Below are 17,824 nucleotides of genomic sequence, written 5' to 3'. Positions count from 1 at the left end.
GACCTCAGCGGGTTGCATCGCGCAACCGCGGATCGATGACCGCATAGGCGATATCGACGAGCGTATTGAGCGTGACGAAGATGAAGGAGACGATGCAGAGATAGCCCGCCATGACCGGCATATCGAGGAAGGTGACCGCCTGGATGAAGAGCATGCCCATGCCCGGCCACTGGAACACGGTTTCGGTGATCAGCGCGAAGGCGATCAGCGAGCCGAAGTTCATCGCCGTCATGGTGACAACCGGCATCAGACAGTTCCTGAGCGCATGTCGGAAATAGATCCGCCACCGCGGCACGCCACGGGCGCGTGCGAACTTGATGAAGTCCGAGCGCAGCACTTCCATCATTTCTGCGCGCACCAGACGCATGACCAGAGTGATCTGGTAGAGCGCGAGTGCGAGCGACGGCAGAAGCAGCGATGCGCGGCCCGACGACGTCAACAGGCCGGTGCTCCACCAGCCGAGCTGCACCACATCGCCGCGCCCGAAAGCAGGTACGAGGCCGAGCGTTACGGCGAAGACGAGGATCAGAAGGATACCGACGACGAAGCTCGGCAAGGAGACGCCGATGATACTGACGAACTGCAACCCCTCGGAATACCATCGCCCTCGGTGGATAGCGGTCAGGACACCAAGTGGAAGACCGATCAGGAGCGACAGGACGGTTGCGACCAGCGCCAGTTCCATCGTTGCCGGGAAGCGCTCGGCAATGAGCTTCATCACGTCCTGGCCGTTGCGGTAGCTGATGCCGAAATCGCCCTGGGCGGCATTGCCGACGAAGCGGCCGAACTGGGTGAGGAACGAATCGTTGAGCCCGAGCTTTTCGCGCAGCTCGATACGGTCGGCCTGCGACATCTGCTCGTTGGCCATCAACTCGACCGGATCGCCGGCGAAGCGGAAGATCAGGAAGGCGAGCAGCGCGACGGCGAGCATGACCAGCACGGCATTGGCCAGCCGCTTGATGAGAAAGACAATCATTGGGTTTCTCGCTGAATGAGGAGCCCCGGCAAAGCACGCTCTGCCGGGGCAAGAAAACTCAATCGCCGATACGGGTCAGCCAGTGACGCGGCTTGTTGTCGGCCCGAATGGTCACATCCGTGACGTTCTTCGACATTGCCCAGGCCATCGGCTGCTGATGCAACGGGATCATGATGACCTCATCCTTGGCGAACTTCAGCGCCTCGGTTTCGATCGCCAGACGCTTGTCGTGATCCATCTCGAGCGCGGCCTTCTTCACCATCGCGTCGAGTTCCGGATAGGACCAGCCGCCATAGTTGGCGACGCCGGCCGCGCCTTCACGGGTCGAGAGAACCTGAACCAGGATCGAATAGGCATCGAGGGTCGGCTCGTTGGCCCAGCCGATCATGTAGGCGTCGGACTTGCCGCCGGCGCGCTTCGGCGCCTGCACGGCGCGCGGACCGATGTCGAGGGTTGGCTTCAGGCCGACGCGCGACAGCATAGAGACCAGTGCGCTGCAGACGTCTTCCTCGTTGACGCTTTCGTCGTTCATGCATACGAGCGTGAACTCCTTGCCGACGGCGCCTGCCTCTTCGAGCAGCTTCTTGGAGAGTTCCGGATCATAGGCGGTCGGCACATCGAGTTCGGCGCTGTAGCCCGGGATTTCCGGAGCAACCATGGTGCCGGCGACATGCGACTTGCCGCGCATCACGCGCTTGAAGATCAGTTGGCGGTCGATGGCATGGTCAATCGCCTGGCGCACCTTGATGTTGTTGAAGAAGTTTTCGCGACCGTCGGCGAAGGTCTCGTGACGGTTGAAGACCATGTGCACGGTGCGCAGGTCAGTGCGCTCGATGACCTTGATGTCCGGCGAGCTCTTTAGGCGCTCAAGATCCTGCACCGGCGCACCATCGGTCAGATCGATTTCGCCCGAAAGCAGCGCTGCAACGCGGGTTGCGGCCGAGGTAATAGGCATGAATTCGATGCGGTCGAGATTGTGCTTCGGCGTATCCCACCAGCCGTCGTTCTTGATGAGAACGGTCTTGCTGTCGGGCACGCGCGATTCGACCTTGAACGGGCCGGTGCCGTTGGTGTTGTAGGTGGCGTAGCCTTCGACCTTGGCGCCGACATCGGTCGGCAGCTCGGACTTGTTGTCGACCAGCCAGTCCTTGTCGAACATGAAGATGTTGGTCATGTCGTTGAGGAAGAGCGGGTTCGGCGAATTGACTTCGATGTCGACCGTGTAATCGTCGACCTTGGTGGTCGAGACATAGGCCGGAATGTTGCCGCGCAGCGGCGAGGTCGGATGGCTGACGCGGGCCATGGAGGCGACGACGTCGTCAGCGTTGAACTCGGCGCCGTTTTGGAACTTTACGCCCTTGCGCAGATGGAAGCGCCAGACCTTGTCCTTGACCATCTCCCAGCTCGTGGCGAGGGCCGGCTCGACCTTGAACTCCGGCGTATAGCGGGTCAGGCCTTCGTACACGTGGTTGAGGAAGGCCAGGTTCGAGGTGCTGCCATAGGAATAGGGGTCGAGCGAGAAGATATCCCGCGGGCTACCCCAACGCAGCGTTTCGGCGGAGGCCGAGGATGCGAGAAAGGCAAATGCCAACCCCGCGAGGAGATGCTTTCTCAGTTTCATATCGTTCCCTCTGTTTTCTCATCAGTCGCCATATGCAGGCGCCCTTACCCACTCGTGAGCAAGTTGCCCTAGATTTGAAGCTGTCGGCGACAATGTCAACTATTTTGTCGACAATTTTGTATGCATGATTGTTCAAAGTCGCATACGGCGGTGAAAACGACGGCCCACCAGCGGACGAGGGCAAGGGAAAAATAAGGGGGAAGCGGCAACCATGGAGCGAATCGAAACCGGAGAAGCGCCCTTGCAAACCGGCGGCGGGCATCCTGGCATGTCTGCGTGCAAACAGGATTCGTTAGGAAACACCCGTATTTAGGAGTGTTTCCGCATGTGAACGTGGCAGAGACCGAGCCACCAACGACCCGCGAGCCTTCCCGTGGGATGGTGCGCGCGCCGGTGGCGGCGGTTGCGTTCGCAGCCCCCGCTGACATCGGCTGCAGATTTTGACACGTCCGCATGTCCAGCTCGCCCGCGTGGCATGCGCAAATCTCCGGAATTGGCCGAAGGTGGCACATGGCGGGCCACGGGCGTCTCCACCGGTGGGGCAATGCGCTCAGCCAGCATACCTGCTTCCCACGCTCCAAAAAACCGTGGGCAAGCTGAAGTCCATGGCTAGGCTCGGCGGCCGCTCGAAAATGTGAGGAGAAATGCGCGTGAAAGTCTATCTCGCTGGCCCGGAAGTGTTTCTGCCCAATGCGGCGGAGATTCAGAAATTGAAGGCAGAGTTGGCGCGTGCAGCCGGGTTCACACCGCTCGTGCCCGGCGATCTTGAGATTCCGCCGGCTCCGACCAAGCATCAGCGCGGCCTTGCGATCTACGCCGTCGACGAAGGCATGATGCTTGCCGCCGACATGATCATCGCCAACCTGACACCGTTTCGCGGCATCAGCGCCGATGTCGGCACGGTCTTCGAACTCGGCTTCATGTGCGGTCACGGTAAGCACGTCTATGCGTATACCAACACCTCCCGCAGCTACTACGAGCGCATCTTGCACGACCACTACGGCGGCAAGGCCGGCTTGCGCCTCGACGGCCGCATGGCCGGTCCTGACGGGCTCAGCATCGAAGACTTCGACATGGCCGACAACCTGATGCTCGATGGCGGCGTTCTGCGAAGGGAAGGCAGGCTCGTCCAGCGCGAAGTGCCTGAGGCCGATCGCCTGACCGACCTGCAAGCCTTCAAGGAATGCCTTGCGATTGCCGCAAAGCGGCATTTGGCATAACGACCGATTGGGCCGCGGCTTTGTGACGGCTATCAGTCGCTGGCGCAGGGCCAGCCCGCCGGCGTGCTCATGCCGGCGGGAAGCTTGGTCGAGCTGTCACCGCAAGTCATGTCGACCTGCTCCTGTTCAAGTCCGGTTGCCTCGGACAGGTCGACGCCCTCGATACGTGTCAGGAACATGAACGCCCCCTGGAAATCGATCGGGCCGGAAAAACTCGTGCTGGTCAGGTCCGCGCGCGAAAGGTTGGCATGGGTAAACCGGGTTCCGGTGAGCTCCGCCTTGTCGAAATTCGCCCGGCCGAGTTCGGCCTTCTCAAAGCTTGCCCCCGTCAGGCGGGCACCGCTGAAATTGGCCCGCTGCAGCTCGGAATTGACGAACGATGCCTTCTCGGCGGAGACGCCTGCGAAATTGCACCGATAGGCTTCGATTTTGGAGAAGTTCGCGCCATTCGCGGTAGCCCCCGCAATCGAGGATCGAACCAGAGTTGCCTTTTCCAGATTGGCTTCTGTCAGGTTCGCACCGCGCAGATCCGTCAAGGTGAAGTCGGTGTTGACGAGATTGGCACCCTGAAGGTCGCTGCCGCCGAGCATAAGCGCTTTCTTGTTGCAGTCGGTCCAATCGGCTCCAGGCGATGCGGAATCCTTGCAACTGGCGGCATGCGCCATCGACGGCGCTGCGAACGCCACTAGGCCTATAGCCGCCGCCGGAACGACCAGTGCCTTCATGACGTCGGCCACGATCCTCGATGCCTTTGCGCTAGCCGGGCGCAGCGTACCGCGCTCCTGGCCGAGATTGATTTTGAGGATGTTCATGGCGCCGCTCCAGGACCCGAGGGTCGAATCGATTGCATATCAGGTGCTTCGCGCGCCTTTCCGCCGACTGGCATCGCCGGTCATGCGCGCGTGTTCGTTAAACGTATGACGTTGCTCGCCTTTATGCAAATGACAGAAATGAAAACGGTCCGTTTCAGATCGATTCGGCCAGCAGCCAGTCACGCAACGCCGCGCTTGGTCCATGGTCGCCGATCGCTGACGGCGACAGCAGATGATAGGCCGTACCGTCTTCGATAAATCCGCATGGCGCGGCCAGGATGCCATTGTCGATATCGTCGCGGACGAGTTGCCAAGGCCCGATCGCCACGCCGATCCCGGCGATGGCCGCCTGAAGGCTGATATAGAAATGCTCGAAGACTTGGCCGCGCTGTTCGGGTGCGGCGCGGTCTGCCGTCGTCCCCCAGGTCTCCCACGCATTTGGCCGCGTTCGCGTATGCAAGGGGATCGCGTCCTTGCGCAATTGAGGCAAAGAGCCGGCCTCAGCCTCGTTAAAAAACAGGGCGATTTTGTCCGTTCGGCAGACCGGACCTATTCGCTCTGGAAAGAGCGGCACGGCATGAGTGCCGCCCGATCGAGGAAAATCATCGCGCCGGATCGCCAGATCGATGCCACGGCCCAAGGACACCGGCTCACCTCCGGCAACGAGGTGGATAGACACCTCAGGATGCCGCGCCTGGAAATCAGGAAGGCGCGGTATCAGCCAGCGCATCAGAAGGGTCGGCTCGCAGGACACCACCAGCGCCGGCGTTCGCGCCACGTCCCTGATCTCCCGGACGGCACTCTCCACCAGACGAAACCTTCGCGCACGGCCGCCGCCAGCTTTCGCCCCGCTTCTGTCAGGAAGACACGCCGGCTGCGGCGTTCGAACAGCGCCACGCCGAGTTCGTCTTCGATAAGCCGGACCGCGCGACTGATCGCGCCGTGCGTCAGATGGAGCGCGTCCGCGGCGCGACTGAAGCTCTCGAGTCTGGCCGCCGCCTCGAAACAGCGCAGCGCCGCCAGCGGCGGAAGCCGCGTCGCCGACATCTGTGAGTGCAGCTCACCAAAATGGTCAGAACTCATCGTTAGTCGCTTCTCATCGATCAAGTTATTTAGACATTAATGAAAGAGACGAACGGGAAAGACAATGACTGAACTGTTAGCTGTAGTAACCATTACAATCTTTGCCGTCGTCAGTCCGGGACCGGATTTCGCGATGGTGACACGCAACAGCCTGCTTTTGTCGCGGCGGGCCGGCGTCCTGACGGCGCTCGGTATCGCCGCCGGCGTCTGGGTCCATGTCGCCTACACTTTGCTCGGCGTCGGCCTCTTGAGCCAGTCGCTATTTCTCTTCACAGTTCTGAAGTTCGTCGGCGCCGCCTATCTGATCTGGCTTGGCATCAGGATGCTACGCACCAAGCCAGCCGAAACGACGGGCTTGGCCGCACATCCCGCCCTCTCCGACATCGGTGCGCTGCGTGTGGGGTTTCTCACCAACGCGCTCAACCCCAAAACGACGATCTTTGTCGTCAGCCTGTTCATGCAAGTCGTCGGGCCGACCACGGCTCTGCCCGTCCAGATGGGTTACGGCGCGTTTATCTCTGCCGCACATCTGATCTGGTTCGCAATCGTTGCCCTGTTCTTTTCCTCCGGGACGGTACGGCTTCGTCTTATCGCGCTTCGCCATTGGATCGATCGCACCTTCGGCGCCCTGCTCGTCGGCTTCGGCGCGTTGCTGGCAACGGCAAGCGTGACACGCTAGGCGACGCTTGGTCGCGGGCGCGCCGCTGCATTCCCACTGTTAACACTTGCCCTCAATCGGATAACCATGCAATATCCATACAATTAGCATGAGGTAATCGCGATGGTGGACGTGCGCTTGGGAATTTCGTGGCAACCGGTAATCCGTAAATCGGATGGACCGCTTTATCTCGCGATCGCCGACGCCATCGCTGCCGATATCAGCGAAGGGCGCCTGTCCGAGGGGATGCGTCTGCCGCCGCAGCGCACGCTTGCCGAGGCGCTGGGGATCGACTTCACCACCGTCAGTCGCGCCTATAACGAAGCCCGGCATCGCGGCCTCGTCGAGGGCCGGGTCGGCCAGGGCACCTACGTGAAAACGCGACGCATCCGAACCGGCAGTACGCCGGCAGGCGGCCTCATCGACATGAGCATGAACCTGCCGCCGTTGTTCGACGACCCGATGCTCGCCGCTCGGCTCTGGGACGACATGGCGGCGCTGCAGGCCGATCATGGGCTCGAACTCCTGATGCGATACCAGCCGCCGGGCGGCACCCTGCACAACCGTGCTGCAGGCGCCGCATGGCTGAAACCCAGGCTGGGCGAGGTTCCGGCTGAGCGCGTTCTGATTGCCGCTGGCGCGCAAGGAGCTCTGCTTGCCACGCTTGGCAGCCTGACCAAGGCCGGTGACATGATTTGCGCCGAGGCAATCACCTACCCCGGCCTGCGCGCGCTCGCAGCACATCTCGGCATCAGGCTGCACGGCCTCGCCATGGATCGAGAGGGCCTCCTGCCCGAAGCATTCGAAGAACTCTGCGCGAAGCAAACGCCGAAAGCGCTCTATTGTAATCCGACGCTTCACAATCCCACGACAACGACACTTTCGCTCGAACGGCGCCAGGCGATCGTCACAATTGCCCGGCGGCACGACGTAGCGATCATCGAAGACGATGCCTATGGCGCCCTTCCCGTTTCGACGCCGCGCCCGTTGGCGGCGCTGGCGCCTGACCTCGTCTACTATGTCGGCGGCCTTGCGAAATGCCTGTCGCCGGCCTTGCGCATCGCCTATCTTGTCGTGCCGGACAGCCGAAGCTCGGTCCGCGTCGAAGGCGCGATCCGGGCCACTGTCGGCATGGCGTCCCCTCTTGCGGCCGCTATCGCCACGCGCTGGATCGAGGACGGGACGGCTGACGCCGTGCTCGCAGCCATACGTAGAGAGACGGCGGCGCGACAGCGCATCGTCTCCGAGCTTCTTCCAGCCGGCGTCGCACAAACGCATCCGCATGCGTTTCACGCCTGGCTGCAGTTGCCGCCGCCCTGGACACGCGGCGAACTGAGCGCGCGATTGCAGGCAGCCGGCATCAGCGTCGTTGCAAGCGACGCCTTTGCGCTCGGCGCGCCACCGGAAGCCGTCCGCCTCGGCCTGGGCGCCGCTGCCGGCCAAGCGGAGCTGCGACGCAGTCTTCTCGTCATCAACGACCTCATCGGCCGGCCCCCCGCCGCCTCAAGCTTCGTGGTGTAAATGATCGGCGGGCGAAATTGTCGCAGACATGTATGCATACAATAAATTGACAATGTATGTTTTTCGGCGCCTAATCCTGGCGAGCCTGATGCGGCCCCAAGAAGAAGAAGCGGCCGCATATCCAGGCAATCTCGGCGCAAAACTCCAGCGCCAACCGGAACGCCTGAAAGGAACAAACATGTCTTCCGATAGTGATTGGCCGCCGATCCCGCCCATGCAGACTGGCTTGCGCGGCCGCTGCCCGCGCTGCGGGCAAGGGCACCTGTTCAACGGCTTCCTGAAGATGCGCAAGGAATGCGAAGTCTGTGGCCTGGATTACTCCTTTGCCGATCCGGCCGATGGCCCCGCTTTCTTCGTCATCTGCTTTGCCTGCGTACCGAGTGTTTTCCTTGGCGTCTGGCTGGAAGTTCAATACAGCGCACCGCTCTGGATACACCTACTGGTGACCGGGCCCTTCATGCTGCTGACCTGCATTCCGCCGCTTCGCCCCCTGAAGGGCTGGCTCGTCTCAAGTCAGTTTTTCTACAAGGCTGAGGAAGGCAAGGTCGTAAGGCGAAACACCGAGCCGCCGGTGGCGACGACGCAGTAGGTCCTGAGTGCCGGAGAAGCCTAGAACCTCCAAATAGATCGCTAGAAAATAATTGCGCCGCCTACTGTTCATAGTTGACGGCGCTTTCACCGGATGTCTCTCTTCTTAAAGGCCGGCTCTACCAAACGAGGTTTGGAAGAGGATGAAGCCACCGATCTTGAGGCAGATTTCGGTGCCCGGGATGTAGAAGTATCCAGTGCCGAAGCGTCGCAAACGCGAACGTATTCCATGGCTGCGGCTCCGCTGCAACGATGGGATCGGCGGCCTGGGCGCCGGAAAATGCTGCGAGAGCAGCAGCGGAGCCGAGAGCGATCTAGGTGGCAGTCGGACGACCAGGTTCTCGGCTACGTCCGTCTGCAGCGTAACTTCTAACCCGATTAAACTCGGATGAAGGAGGCCCGCAACATCTCTCGACCTTGCGGGCTCTCTATGTGTTGTGCCAGTTACGGCGGATCGCGTGAGCGGCTTAGTTTGCCGGTGTCGGCTCTCCAAGTGAGAGCATCAGCCGGTTTGCCCAGTTGAAGAAGGCGGCACCATGGATGACGTCGGCGATCTCCAGTTCGTCGAGGCCCGCTGCCGAAAGTCGGGAGATGTGCTCCTCTCCGAAGGCGGGCGGGGTCGCCGTCAACGCCACAGAAGCGGCGACGATTGCATTCCAGCGCTCGCCGAGATCGGTTCCGACGCCCTCGTCGAGGAGCTTCTGCACATCCTCTGTGCGCTTTGAGTGATGCGAAGCGAAGCGCGAATGTACCGAGGCGCAGAAGATGCAGCCGTTATATCTAGACGCGGCGGTCGCCGCCAGTTCGCGCTCGGCGCGCGGCAGGCCCGAGCGGGTGTTGTAGAAGATGTCCTTGTCAGTTTTCGTGCGCGCTTCAAGCACTTCCGGATCGCGCACGAGCAGGCGGAAGTAGGGCGACTTTGCGCGCCCAGCCTCGACCAGGCCTTTGAGGTGACGCTCCGTCAGTTCTTCCTCAGGCAAAGGCTGCAGCCACGGTGTCCATCCGATCTCGGCCTGCGTGAAGGTAACAGGAGGATTTTCAACGATCGGGATGATGGCATGTTCGGTCATTCGCATGTCCTCTTGAGTTCTTAAGCCGCAGCGCGCTTCGTGGCGGTCGACAGCAAGCCAAGACCGGTGATGACGCGGATCTGAAACGCAACGAAGGAAATCAGCTGCGACAGGGTCACGACACCATTTGTCGTCCAGCCAGCGTCGAGCAAGGCTTGCAACGCCTGCGGGCTGGCATCACGCAAATGGAAGACGAGCAGGTGGGTGTGGTCCAGCGCGGCGGACAGCTTACGGCCGAGCACCTCGCGGCTTGACCGTGATACTTGATAGAGTGGGCCGGCTTCATTCTCTCCATTAAGGGGCCCGTCCGGATAGTTGCCGTATGGCCCTGTTGCCCGTCCTGACCCGATCTCGGCCTTGATAACCTCGATCAACCAGCGATCGGTGTCGCTATCCTCGAAAGGACTGCTGTAAAATTCGAAAATGTCCGGCTGACGGTGCAGGCCGGCAACGAAACTTGCGATCGCATGCCGCTCCGCCGCCGACACGTCGCCGAAATCCGCGGGCTGAAAGAGTGCAAGATAGCTTTTCTGCGCCTGTTCGCGGGTTTCCGGCCGTTGGGCGCGAATGCGGTCGAGCGCCGACCCGGCGGTGATGCCGGCCAGCAGATCGATGATATCCGGTGACGTGGTGGTCATGACGTCGTCTCCTTTGAAAAATGGAACCAGCTGTCCGTTTCAACCGACGGCGCCGAAACGCCGGGCATGGAATTTCTCCTGTGGCGACCAGCCGAGCGCCGGAGCGACCTTGCTGGCGATGAGCTCGATGGAGCGCAGAATCAATGGGTGCGGCGGATCAACGGAATGAACCTGGAACACCAGATCGGTGACACGCTCCAGCGTCTCATCTGCGCTGAGACTGGCGATGACGTCGTCAACGGAGCCGACATGCACGTCGAAGGCCGCAATCAGATCGGCAAGTGAATTGCCGGGAACTGTATGACCGCTAGCGATCAGTCGTTCCGCACCCCGTCTCAACCCAACCTCGGCAAGCCGCAACGCTTCGGCGCGGCTGTCGGCAACGAACAGGCTGCGAGAACCGAGGATACGCGGCGCGCGGCCGGAAGGAAGCGCATGCAGATAGGCGTCGATGATCGGGTTTTGCAACTCCGCCAGCGAAGCGTGCGGATTGTCTTCTGGCCGCGGTTGGGTGCGTGACAACATCAGGCCGTCGCCGGCCCGCCCCGCCCGCTCGCCACCCGCCACCGAAAAGGTTGCCTGCCAGATACGGCCGAGCAGTTGCGGCGCTGACGGGTAGAGGCGATCTCCGCCTGGAAGGCCACGACCTGCCCAAGCGTCGAGAACCGTTTGGAGATGCCTGCCGAAGATCGCGCCGCGATCGGCGCTTTCCAAGCCAAAGGCCGTGAAGGAGGACGGCGTGCCGCCGGTCCCGAACCCGACCTCCAGTCGCCCGCCGGAGAGCAGATCGAAAACGGCGGCGTCCTCGGCCACCCGGATCGGATTTTCGAGCGGCAGCGTAATGACACCGGTCCCGAGGCGGATGCGCGTCGTCTCCGCGGCGACATGAGCAAGGAAAACCAGAGGCGCCGGAAGGCCGCCTTCGTCCGCGTGGAAATGGTGCTGCGCGACCCAGGCCGTGTCAAAGCCGAAACGCTCGGCGGTGACGATCTGCTCCTTTGCGTAGTAGTAGCGGGTGCCCGCCTGAACGTCGTCGAGCAGCCGGGTAAAAAAGCCAAGGCGTTTGCGTGGCGTCGTCTCAATCATGGTCGGTCCTGTCTGTAGTCCGCTGCTTCAGGCCGCAGCCCGGCGGTTGCGTCCGGGAATGGCATTGATCAGCTCACGGGTGTAATCGCTGCGAGGGTTTTCGAAGACGTCGGAAACGGTTCCGCCGTCGACCAGACGCCCATCCTTCAGAACCGAAACGGTGTCCGAGATCTGACGCACCACGGCGAGGTCGTGGGAAACGAAGAGGTAGGTGAGCCCGAGGTCGCCCTGCAGTTCGTCCAAGAGGTCGAGAATGCGGGCCTGCACGCTGACGTCGAGTGCGGAAACCGCTTCGTCGAGCACAACCAGTTGCGGATCGAGCACGAGCGCCCGGGCGATGGCAACACGCTGGCGCTGGCCGCCGGAAAGCGCATGGGGCCGCCGTGCAAATGCGTCCTCAGGCAAACCGACGCGGCCAAGGATCGCCCTTGCCTTCTCCTCACGATCAGAACGTAGAAGTCCCGGGTAATTCGTCAGCGGCTCGGTCACGATCTTCAGCACGCTTTGACGCGGGTCCAGCGAGCCGTAGGGATTCTGGTAAACGAGCTGGACCTTGCGGCGGAACTGCCGAAGCCCTTCTCCGCTCAGGCCCGAGACATTGGTGCCGTCGATCTCAATCCGCCCGGCCGTCGGCCTGTCAAAGCCGACGATGTTGCGGATCGTCGTCGTCTTCCCAGAACCGGATTCCCCGACGATCGCATGGGTCGTTCCGCGCCGGACGCGAAAGCTCAGTTCGTCGACGGCGCGTAGCGGGGACCCGCCGTCCTTGCGAACGAATTCGCGGACAAGGCCCTCGACGACGACGATATCGTCCGGAGCCTCCGCAACGGGTGGTCGAACCGTTGCCAACCTCGGGGGGGCGGTAAAGGATGGCGCGTCCGAAAGCAGTTGTTTCGTGTAGGGACTGCGTGGTGCGGCCAGAACAGCGCCCGTTGCGCCCTGCTCCTGAATCCGGCCGCCCTGTAGGACGACGATCCGATCGGCCCGGTCGGCGGCAACACCGAGATTGTGGGTCACCAGAAGCACGGACGTACCATACTCCGTTCGCAACTCGTCGATGAGATCAAGAATGCGCTTCTGGACTGTGACGTCGAGCGCGCTCGTCGGCTCGTCTGCGATGATCAGCTGCGGCTTCAGCGCAATCGCCATAGCGATCAAGACCCTTTGGCGCATGCCGCCCGACAGTTCATGCGGATACTGCCGCGCCCGAAGTGCCGGCTCGCTCAAGCCGACGCGGGCCAGAAGAGAGAGCACCCGGGCCTCGATCTCGTCGGATCTCAGCGCGCCGTGGATCCGGAACATCTCGCCAAGTTGCGAGCCGATCGTCTTGACCGGGTTGAGCGAACTTCCCGGATCCTGAGGCACGAGGCTGATCCTCGCGCCGCGCACCGTATCCAGTTGCCGATCCGTCCAGCGGGCAATGTCGGTTCCATTCAGCTTGATGGTTCCGCGTTCCACTCGGCCATTCGCAGCGAGCAGACCGATGATCGACTGTGCGGTCGTCGTCTTGCCGGAACCGGATTCACCGACAAGGGCCACAACCTCACCTGGATTGATGCGAAACGAAACGTCATGAACGGCGCGGCGTTCGCCGCTGCTGTCAGCGTAGGCAATGCAAAGATCCTCGACCTCGAGAACGGGGGGAAAAGATCCAGGTATGACGGTCATGCTGCGGCCCTCCCGAAAGATTGGCTGACGCGATTGGCAGCCAGCACGACGAGGACAACCACGATGCCGGGCGCGGTGGTCAGCCACCAGGCGGTCGAAATGTAATTGCGCCCCTCGGCGATCAGCAGCCCCCATTCCGGGGTCGGCGGCGGCGCGCCGTAGCCGAGAAATCCGAGCGTCGAAATCTGCAGTACGGCCGATCCGAATTGCAGCGCGGCAAAGGCGACGACCGAGTTTAAGGAATTCGGCAGAATATGGCGCCACAGAACCGAGGCAAAGGTCCCGCCACTGCCGAAGGCCGCCTCGACATAATCGCTGCGACGCACGCGCACGACTTCCGCCCGCGCCAGCCGGGCAAAGCCTGCGACCGAGGTGACCCCAACAGCGATTGCCGCGTTCACAGTTCCAAAGCCGAGCAGGATAATGATGCTGAGCGAAAGCAGCAGCGGAGGGATCGACAGGAGCACGTCGACAACGCGCATGATCGCATCGTCGAAGCGACGCCGCACCGAACCAGCGACGACGCCGAGACCGGTGCCAACCGCAAGTCCCAGCCCAACGGCGACAAAAGCACCTGTCAGGGAATGAACTGCCCCGTAGACGATGCGCGCATAGAGATCGCGCCCGAGCGCATCGGTTCCGAGCAGATGATCAGCGCTCGGCCGCTGCAACTGCGCGCCGCCGACGCCCTCAAGCGGGTTGTAGCCTGTGAAGAACGAGGGGGCGACCGCCCAGAGGAAAACAGAACCGAGGATAAGCCAGGAAAGGGCCAGTCCTACGGGTACACGGCGCAGCCGCGATGCCGCGCCAGAACGCCGCTCGCTCCTTGCCCTTGGCGCCGCAACGGCGTCATCGTGAAGCGTATCGAAGGTCGTCATGCAACGGCTCCTGTTTTGGTCCTGAGGCGTGGGTCGAGCACCGGATAGAGCAGGTCCACAGCGAGATTGATGATCACGAAGGCCAGCGCAGACAGAACGACGATCGCCTGAAGCACGGCTGCGTCCTGGCTGCCCACGGCGCGTTCGGTCAGCCCGCCAATGCCGTTCAGCCCGAAGACGGTCTCGGTCACCACCGCCCCGGCAATCAGTTCGCCGAACAACACGCCGGCAATCGTCAGCGTCGGAAGCAGCGCGTTCTTCGCGACGTGCCGCCAGAGAACCCAAAGGCGAGTGGCGCCCTTTGCCCGCGCCACGGCGACGAAGGGGCGTGTCATCACCTCGTCGATGTTGCGAACGAGCACCTGCGCCAGTGGCGCGGAAATCGGCACGGCAAGTGTTGCGACCGGCAGGATCAATTCCTGCCAGGGACCAGGGTTGATGACGGGCACGAGTTTCAGGCGGAAGGAGAAGATCTGGATGAGCATGATGCCGAGCCAGAAGGTCGGGATAGAAATGAAGAGCGACGGAACCGACTGCAGCGCGCCACGCAGCCACGCAAACGGCGCGAGACTGGAGACGAAAGCGATGACGGTCGCCAGGATCGCAGCTAGCAGGAAGCCGAGCCCCGCGAGCTTCAGCGTTGCCGGCAGATGCGCAGCAAGCAGACTTGAAACCGGAACACCGGCTTGAACCGAGTAGCCGAAGTTGCCGGCCAGGAACTTGCCGATAGTCCGCGCGTATTGCACCGGCATGGAGCTATCGACCGCATAAGAGGCGCGGATTTCGGCGACCTGTTCGGCGGTCAGGCCGAGATCGGGGTTCTGGAACTTAATGAGGATCGCATCGCCGGGCATTGCCTGCAGCAGCACGAAAGAGATCGTGAATGCGGCCCAAAGCACAAACAGAGCCTGAGCAACACGATTGAACAAATAGGCGGACATGATCCGTTCCTCGCAGGCGGATTTCAGAGACGACGGCCACCGGCGTTGCGGTGGCCGTCGAACCGATCAATGTTCAGCAAGCCAGGTGCTGTAGAAGCTTGGACGCCCGACGGCCTCGAATGCCACACCCTGGACGTAGGGCGCACCTGCATAGGCCTGCGGCTCCTCGAAGATCGGGATCGCATAGGCTTGATCGACGACGTAATCCTGAACCTCGCCGGCAATCGCGAGGCGCTTCTGGCGATCCGGCTCGGACGCGAGCGCATCGAGCAGACCATTCAGCTTGGTATCGACGAAGCTCTGGACCTTGTCGCTAAGCCCGCCCTTCTGGCGCAGCACATCGCGGTTCTTCGGATAGTACTGGCTCTTGATCACATCGGGATCGGCACGGCCGACCATGGCAGGCGACACCGGCGTCTTCAGCGGATCGAGATCATCCACCGTCTTGCTGCCGCTATCGCCGGCAAGAACGCTCAGCTTGACGCCCACCTTTCCCCACTGCTGCGCGACCAGTTGCAGCGTTTCCTTGTTCTGCGGCTGCGGCAGCGATTCATAAGCTGTCAGCACCAGTTCCTTGCCGTCCTTCTGGCGCAGACCGTTGGCGGCGACCGACCAGCCCGCTTCATCGAGCAGGGCCTTGGCCTTCGCCGGATCAAAAGCGAGCTTGGCCGAGATATCCTTGTAGCCGAGGGCCGACGACGCGATGATCGAGGTTGCCTGCGGATAATTGGCAGAAAACAACGTGGTGACGATTTCCTTGGTGTCGGTTGCATGCAGCAGCGCCTGACGCACCCTGATGTCGGACACCAACGGGTTGTCCGGGCGGAAGACGACACTGTTGTTCACCCCGCGGGTGGAAGGCGCGTAGATCTGATAGTCCTGCGCCTCGACTTGGCCCTCGTCATAGGCCTGGACCTGGCGGATGAAATCCGCCTGCCCTGCGAGCAGTGCACCAATGCGCACGCTGTCTTCACCGGTGATGATGTACTTGATGCCGTCGAGATAGGCGCGGCCCTGGTGTTCGAGTTTGGCCGGGCCCCAATTGTATTCGTCGCGCGCCTTCAGGTTCAGTTCCTTGCCGATCGTCTCGCTCTCGACGACGAATGGGCCGGAGCCGATGATTTTCGTGGCGTCGCCGAGTTCTTCGAAGGGCAGTGCCAGCGTGCTTGCCGCGACCAGGCCCGAACCGATCACGGACGTTCCCTGAAGGAACCCCGGCGACGGCTTCTTGAAGTAGAATTTGACCGTCAGCGGATCGACGACTTCGCTGCGCTCGTAGTTGTTGATGACCTCGGAGACCGGCTGCTTCAGGGCTTTGTTGCCGAGGCCGAAGACGTCGTAGTTCTTGGCAACGGCAGCCGCGTCGAGCGGCGAACCATCGGAGAACGTCACGCCGGGACGGATCTTGAACGTATATTCGGTCGCATTCGCGTTGACCGTCCAGGACTCGGCGATCCAGGGCTCGATCTCCAGCGTCTTCGGGTTCTGATAGGTCAGCTTGTCGGTGATCTGGTTGAGGATGCCACCGTTCGGATAAAAGCCGCCGGCCGGCGGGTAGAGGTTCGTATGGGCCTGCTGCTCAAGATAGATCAGCGTACCGCCCTTGACCGGATCTGCCGCTTGCGCCTGCGCGTCGCTCAGAGCCAGGCCAGTGGTCGCAAGTGTGGCGAGCGTCAGTGCCAAGCGTTTCAGTTTCGTCGTCATGAGAGCCTTCCTTCAGAAATCTGGAGGCTATGGTACGACTGCGGCCGGCGTAATCAATTAAATCTAGTAAATTAATATGCTATATGTTTTACCCGAACCGAAAGAAGCATCTAGCGCGCCGTCGCCGGGGAGATAATTGTCCCTTCCCGCATTTTTCCCACCAATTTTGAAGGGCCGGGATCGACGGAAGTGTGGAAAGAAGCCCGCTGGTAACCACCGCCACATACGCGACATGGACACGTGCTTGATTGCGCGCGGCATTGACACCATTGTCGTCATCCGTTGAAAAATCTTGGCAATTTCTCTGAACCTCCCAAGGATCGTAAGCATCATGGAAAGCAATAAAGTCCTCGTCGTCGGCGGTGCCGGCTACATCGGCTCGCATACGTGCCTCGAACTCGCCAACAAGGGTTTCGAGCCTGTCGTTTACGACAACCTTTCGAACGGCCACGAAGAATTCGTCAAATGGGGCGTGCTGGAAAAGGGTGATATCCGCGACCGAAAGCGGCTCGACGAAGTCCTTGCCCGTCACAAGCCACGCGCCATCCTGCATTTTGCCGCGATGATCGAGGTGGGTGAATCGGTGAAAGACCCGGTTTCCTTCTACGACAACAATGTCATCGGCACGCTGACCTTGCTTTCGGCTGCCCTTGCCGCGGGCGTCGAAGCTTTCGTCTTCTCTTCGACCTGCGCCACCTATGGCCTGCCGGAGAGCGTGCCGATCGACGAACAGCACCGCCAGGCGCCGATCAACCCTTACGGCCGGACCAAATGGGTGTGCGAACAGGCACTGAAGGACTACGGGCAGTACAAGGGCCTGCGCTCGGTGATCCTGCGCTACTTCAACGCCGCTGGCGCCGATCCGGAAGGCCGCATCGGCGAGTGGCACGAGCCGGAGACGCATGCCATCCCGCTCGCCATCGACGCGGCCCTCGGCCGACGCCAGAGTTTCAAGATCTTCGGCACGGACTACGACACCCGCGACGGCACCTGCGTGCGCGACTACATCCACGTGCTTGATCTTGCCGACGCCCATGTGCGCGCGGTCGAATACCTGCTTTCGGGCGGCGACAGCGTCGAGCTCAACCTCGGCACAGGCACCGGCACGACCGTCAAGGAACTGTTGACGGCGATTTCCGAGGTTTCGGGACGCGAATTCCAGGTCGATCTCGTCGACCGCCGCGAAGGGGATTCGACCACCCTGGTCGCCAACAACGACAAGGCGCGCGACATTCTCGGCTGGGTTCCGAAATACGGTCTCACCGACATCACGCGCACGGCCTGGAACTGGCATTCCCGTCGTAATCAGGGTGTCTGAGATACAGACCACGTCTGGCGCGGCGGTGATCGCCGCGCCAGA

At 61.7% G+C, this 17,824-nt stretch carries 17 protein-coding genes and 1 pseudogene; 5 read left to right on the top strand and 13 right to left on the bottom strand.

What is annotated here, in order from left to right:
* Nucleotides 1-4 precede the first annotated feature (4 nt).
* Together IB262_RS12945 and IB262_RS12940 are read right to left on the bottom strand one after the other, a co-directional pair.
* Nucleotides 5-976: an ABC transporter permease gene (locus IB262_RS12945; protein WP_034797927.1), complete on the bottom strand. Its 972-nt coding sequence runs from the start codon at nt 974-976 to the stop codon at nt 5-7.
* 58 nt (nt 977-1,034) lie between these two features.
* Complete coding sequence (locus IB262_RS12940) at nt 1,035-2,597, bottom strand: ABC transporter substrate-binding protein (protein WP_060539346.1); 1,563 nt, start codon at nt 2,595-2,597, stop codon at nt 1,035-1,037.
* A 644-nt stretch (nt 2,598-3,241) separates the two neighbouring features.
* Here IB262_RS12940 and IB262_RS12935 point away from each other — a divergent pair.
* The gene (locus IB262_RS12935) at nt 3,242-3,817 is read left to right on the top strand and encodes a nucleoside 2-deoxyribosyltransferase (RefSeq protein WP_090428025.1); all 576 of its coding nucleotides are present in this window, start codon (nt 3,242-3,244) and stop codon (nt 3,815-3,817) included.
* Between the two features lie 32 nt (nt 3,818-3,849).
* Here IB262_RS12935 and IB262_RS12930 read toward each other — a convergent pair whose 3' ends face one another.
* The 3 genes from IB262_RS12930 to IB262_RS35940 all read right to left on the bottom strand — a co-directional run bounded on the left by IB262_RS12930 (nt 3,850) and on the right by IB262_RS35940 (nt 5,712).
* On the bottom strand, nt 3,850-4,542 hold the full coding sequence (locus tag IB262_RS12930) for a pentapeptide repeat-containing protein (RefSeq protein ID WP_034798066.1): 693 nt from the start codon (nt 4,540-4,542) through the stop codon (nt 3,850-3,852).
* A gap of 241 nt (nt 4,543-4,783) precedes the next feature.
* Nucleotides 4,784-5,359, bottom strand: a complete 576-nt coding sequence (locus IB262_RS35945; protein WP_246802633.1) for a LysR substrate-binding domain-containing protein — start codon at nt 5,357-5,359, stop codon at nt 4,784-4,786.
* Nucleotides 5,359-5,712, bottom strand: coding sequence for a LysR family transcriptional regulator (locus IB262_RS35940; protein WP_246802632.1), 354 nt, complete (start codon nt 5,710-5,712; stop codon nt 5,359-5,361). Before IB262_RS35940 ends, IB262_RS35945 begins: the two co-directional genes overlap by 1 nt.
* Nucleotides 5,713-5,776: 64 nt before the next feature.
* Here IB262_RS35940 and IB262_RS12920 point away from each other — a divergent pair, with 64 nt between their 5' ends.
* The 3 genes from IB262_RS12920 (at nt 5,777) to IB262_RS12910 (ending at nt 8,480) form a co-directional block, all read left to right on the top strand.
* Nucleotides 5,777-6,391 (top strand): LysE family transporter, encoded by a 615-nt coding sequence (locus tag IB262_RS12920; protein ID WP_192493639.1) that lies wholly within the window; start codon nt 5,777-5,779, stop codon nt 6,389-6,391.
* A 102-nt stretch (nt 6,392-6,493) separates the two neighbouring features.
* Nucleotides 6,494-7,891, top strand: coding sequence for a PLP-dependent aminotransferase family protein (locus IB262_RS12915; protein WP_192493638.1), 1,398 nt, complete (start codon nt 6,494-6,496; stop codon nt 7,889-7,891).
* Nucleotides 7,892-8,069: 178 nt separating this feature from the next.
* Nucleotides 8,070-8,480, top strand: coding sequence for a DUF983 domain-containing protein (locus IB262_RS12910; protein WP_060529243.1), 411 nt, complete (start codon nt 8,070-8,072; stop codon nt 8,478-8,480).
* Between the two features lie 132 nt (nt 8,481-8,612).
* Here the strand turns inward: IB262_RS12910 and IB262_RS12905 are convergent.
* The 8 genes and pseudogenes from IB262_RS12905 to IB262_RS12870 form a co-directional block, all read right to left on the bottom strand.
* Nucleotides 8,613-8,793: pseudogene (locus IB262_RS12905) on the bottom strand (porin); the annotation flags it as partial.
* Nucleotides 8,794-8,946: 153 nt separating this feature from the next.
* Nucleotides 8,947-9,549 carry an alkylhydroperoxidase domain protein gene (locus IB262_RS12900; RefSeq protein ID WP_060582940.1) on the bottom strand — a complete coding sequence of 201 codons (603 nt, stop codon included), beginning with the start codon at nt 9,547-9,549 and terminating at the stop codon, nt 8,947-8,949.
* A 20-nt stretch (nt 9,550-9,569) separates the two neighbouring features.
* Nucleotides 9,570-10,187, bottom strand: coding sequence for a CMD domain protein (locus IB262_RS12895; protein WP_192493637.1), 618 nt, complete (start codon nt 10,185-10,187; stop codon nt 9,570-9,572).
* 39 nt (nt 10,188-10,226) lie between these two features.
* On the bottom strand, nt 10,227-11,273 hold the full coding sequence (locus IB262_RS12890; RefSeq protein ID WP_112983581.1) for a putative FMN-dependent luciferase-like monooxygenase: 1,047 nt from the start codon (nt 11,271-11,273) through the stop codon (nt 10,227-10,229).
* 27 nt (nt 11,274-11,300) lie between these two features.
* Complete coding sequence (locus IB262_RS12885) at nt 11,301-12,941, bottom strand: ABC transporter ATP-binding protein (protein ID WP_089044807.1); 1,641 nt, start codon at nt 12,939-12,941, stop codon at nt 11,301-11,303.
* On the bottom strand, nt 12,938-13,819 hold the full coding sequence (locus tag IB262_RS12880) for an ABC transporter permease (protein WP_113080005.1): 882 nt from the start codon (nt 13,817-13,819) through the stop codon (nt 12,938-12,940). Before IB262_RS12880 ends, IB262_RS12885 begins: the two co-directional genes overlap by 4 nt.
* Nucleotides 13,816-14,760, bottom strand: coding sequence for an ABC transporter permease (locus IB262_RS12875; RefSeq protein WP_112977327.1), 945 nt, complete (start codon nt 14,758-14,760; stop codon nt 13,816-13,818). Before IB262_RS12875 ends, IB262_RS12880 begins: the two co-directional genes overlap by 4 nt.
* Nucleotides 14,761-14,826: 66 nt before the next feature.
* Complete coding sequence (locus IB262_RS12870) at nt 14,827-16,464, bottom strand: TIGR04028 family ABC transporter substrate-binding protein (RefSeq protein ID WP_060529211.1); 1,638 nt, start codon at nt 16,462-16,464, stop codon at nt 14,827-14,829.
* A 331-nt stretch (nt 16,465-16,795) separates the two neighbouring features.
* Between IB262_RS12870 and galE the strand changes: the two genes are divergently transcribed.
* On the top strand, nt 16,796-17,782 hold the full coding sequence (galE, locus tag IB262_RS12865) for a UDP-glucose 4-epimerase GalE (protein ID WP_089044804.1): 987 nt from the start codon (nt 16,796-16,798) through the stop codon (nt 17,780-17,782).
* Nucleotides 17,783-17,824 lie beyond the last annotated feature (42 nt).

This window comes from Ensifer sp. ENS02 (assembly GCF_014851885.1).
GTDB classification, from domain to species: Bacteria; Pseudomonadota; Alphaproteobacteria; order Rhizobiales; family Rhizobiaceae; genus Ensifer; species Ensifer adhaerens.
The sequence above is the reverse complement of the archived record's forward strand: the minus strand, read 5'-3'. Positions and strand labels throughout refer to the sequence as shown.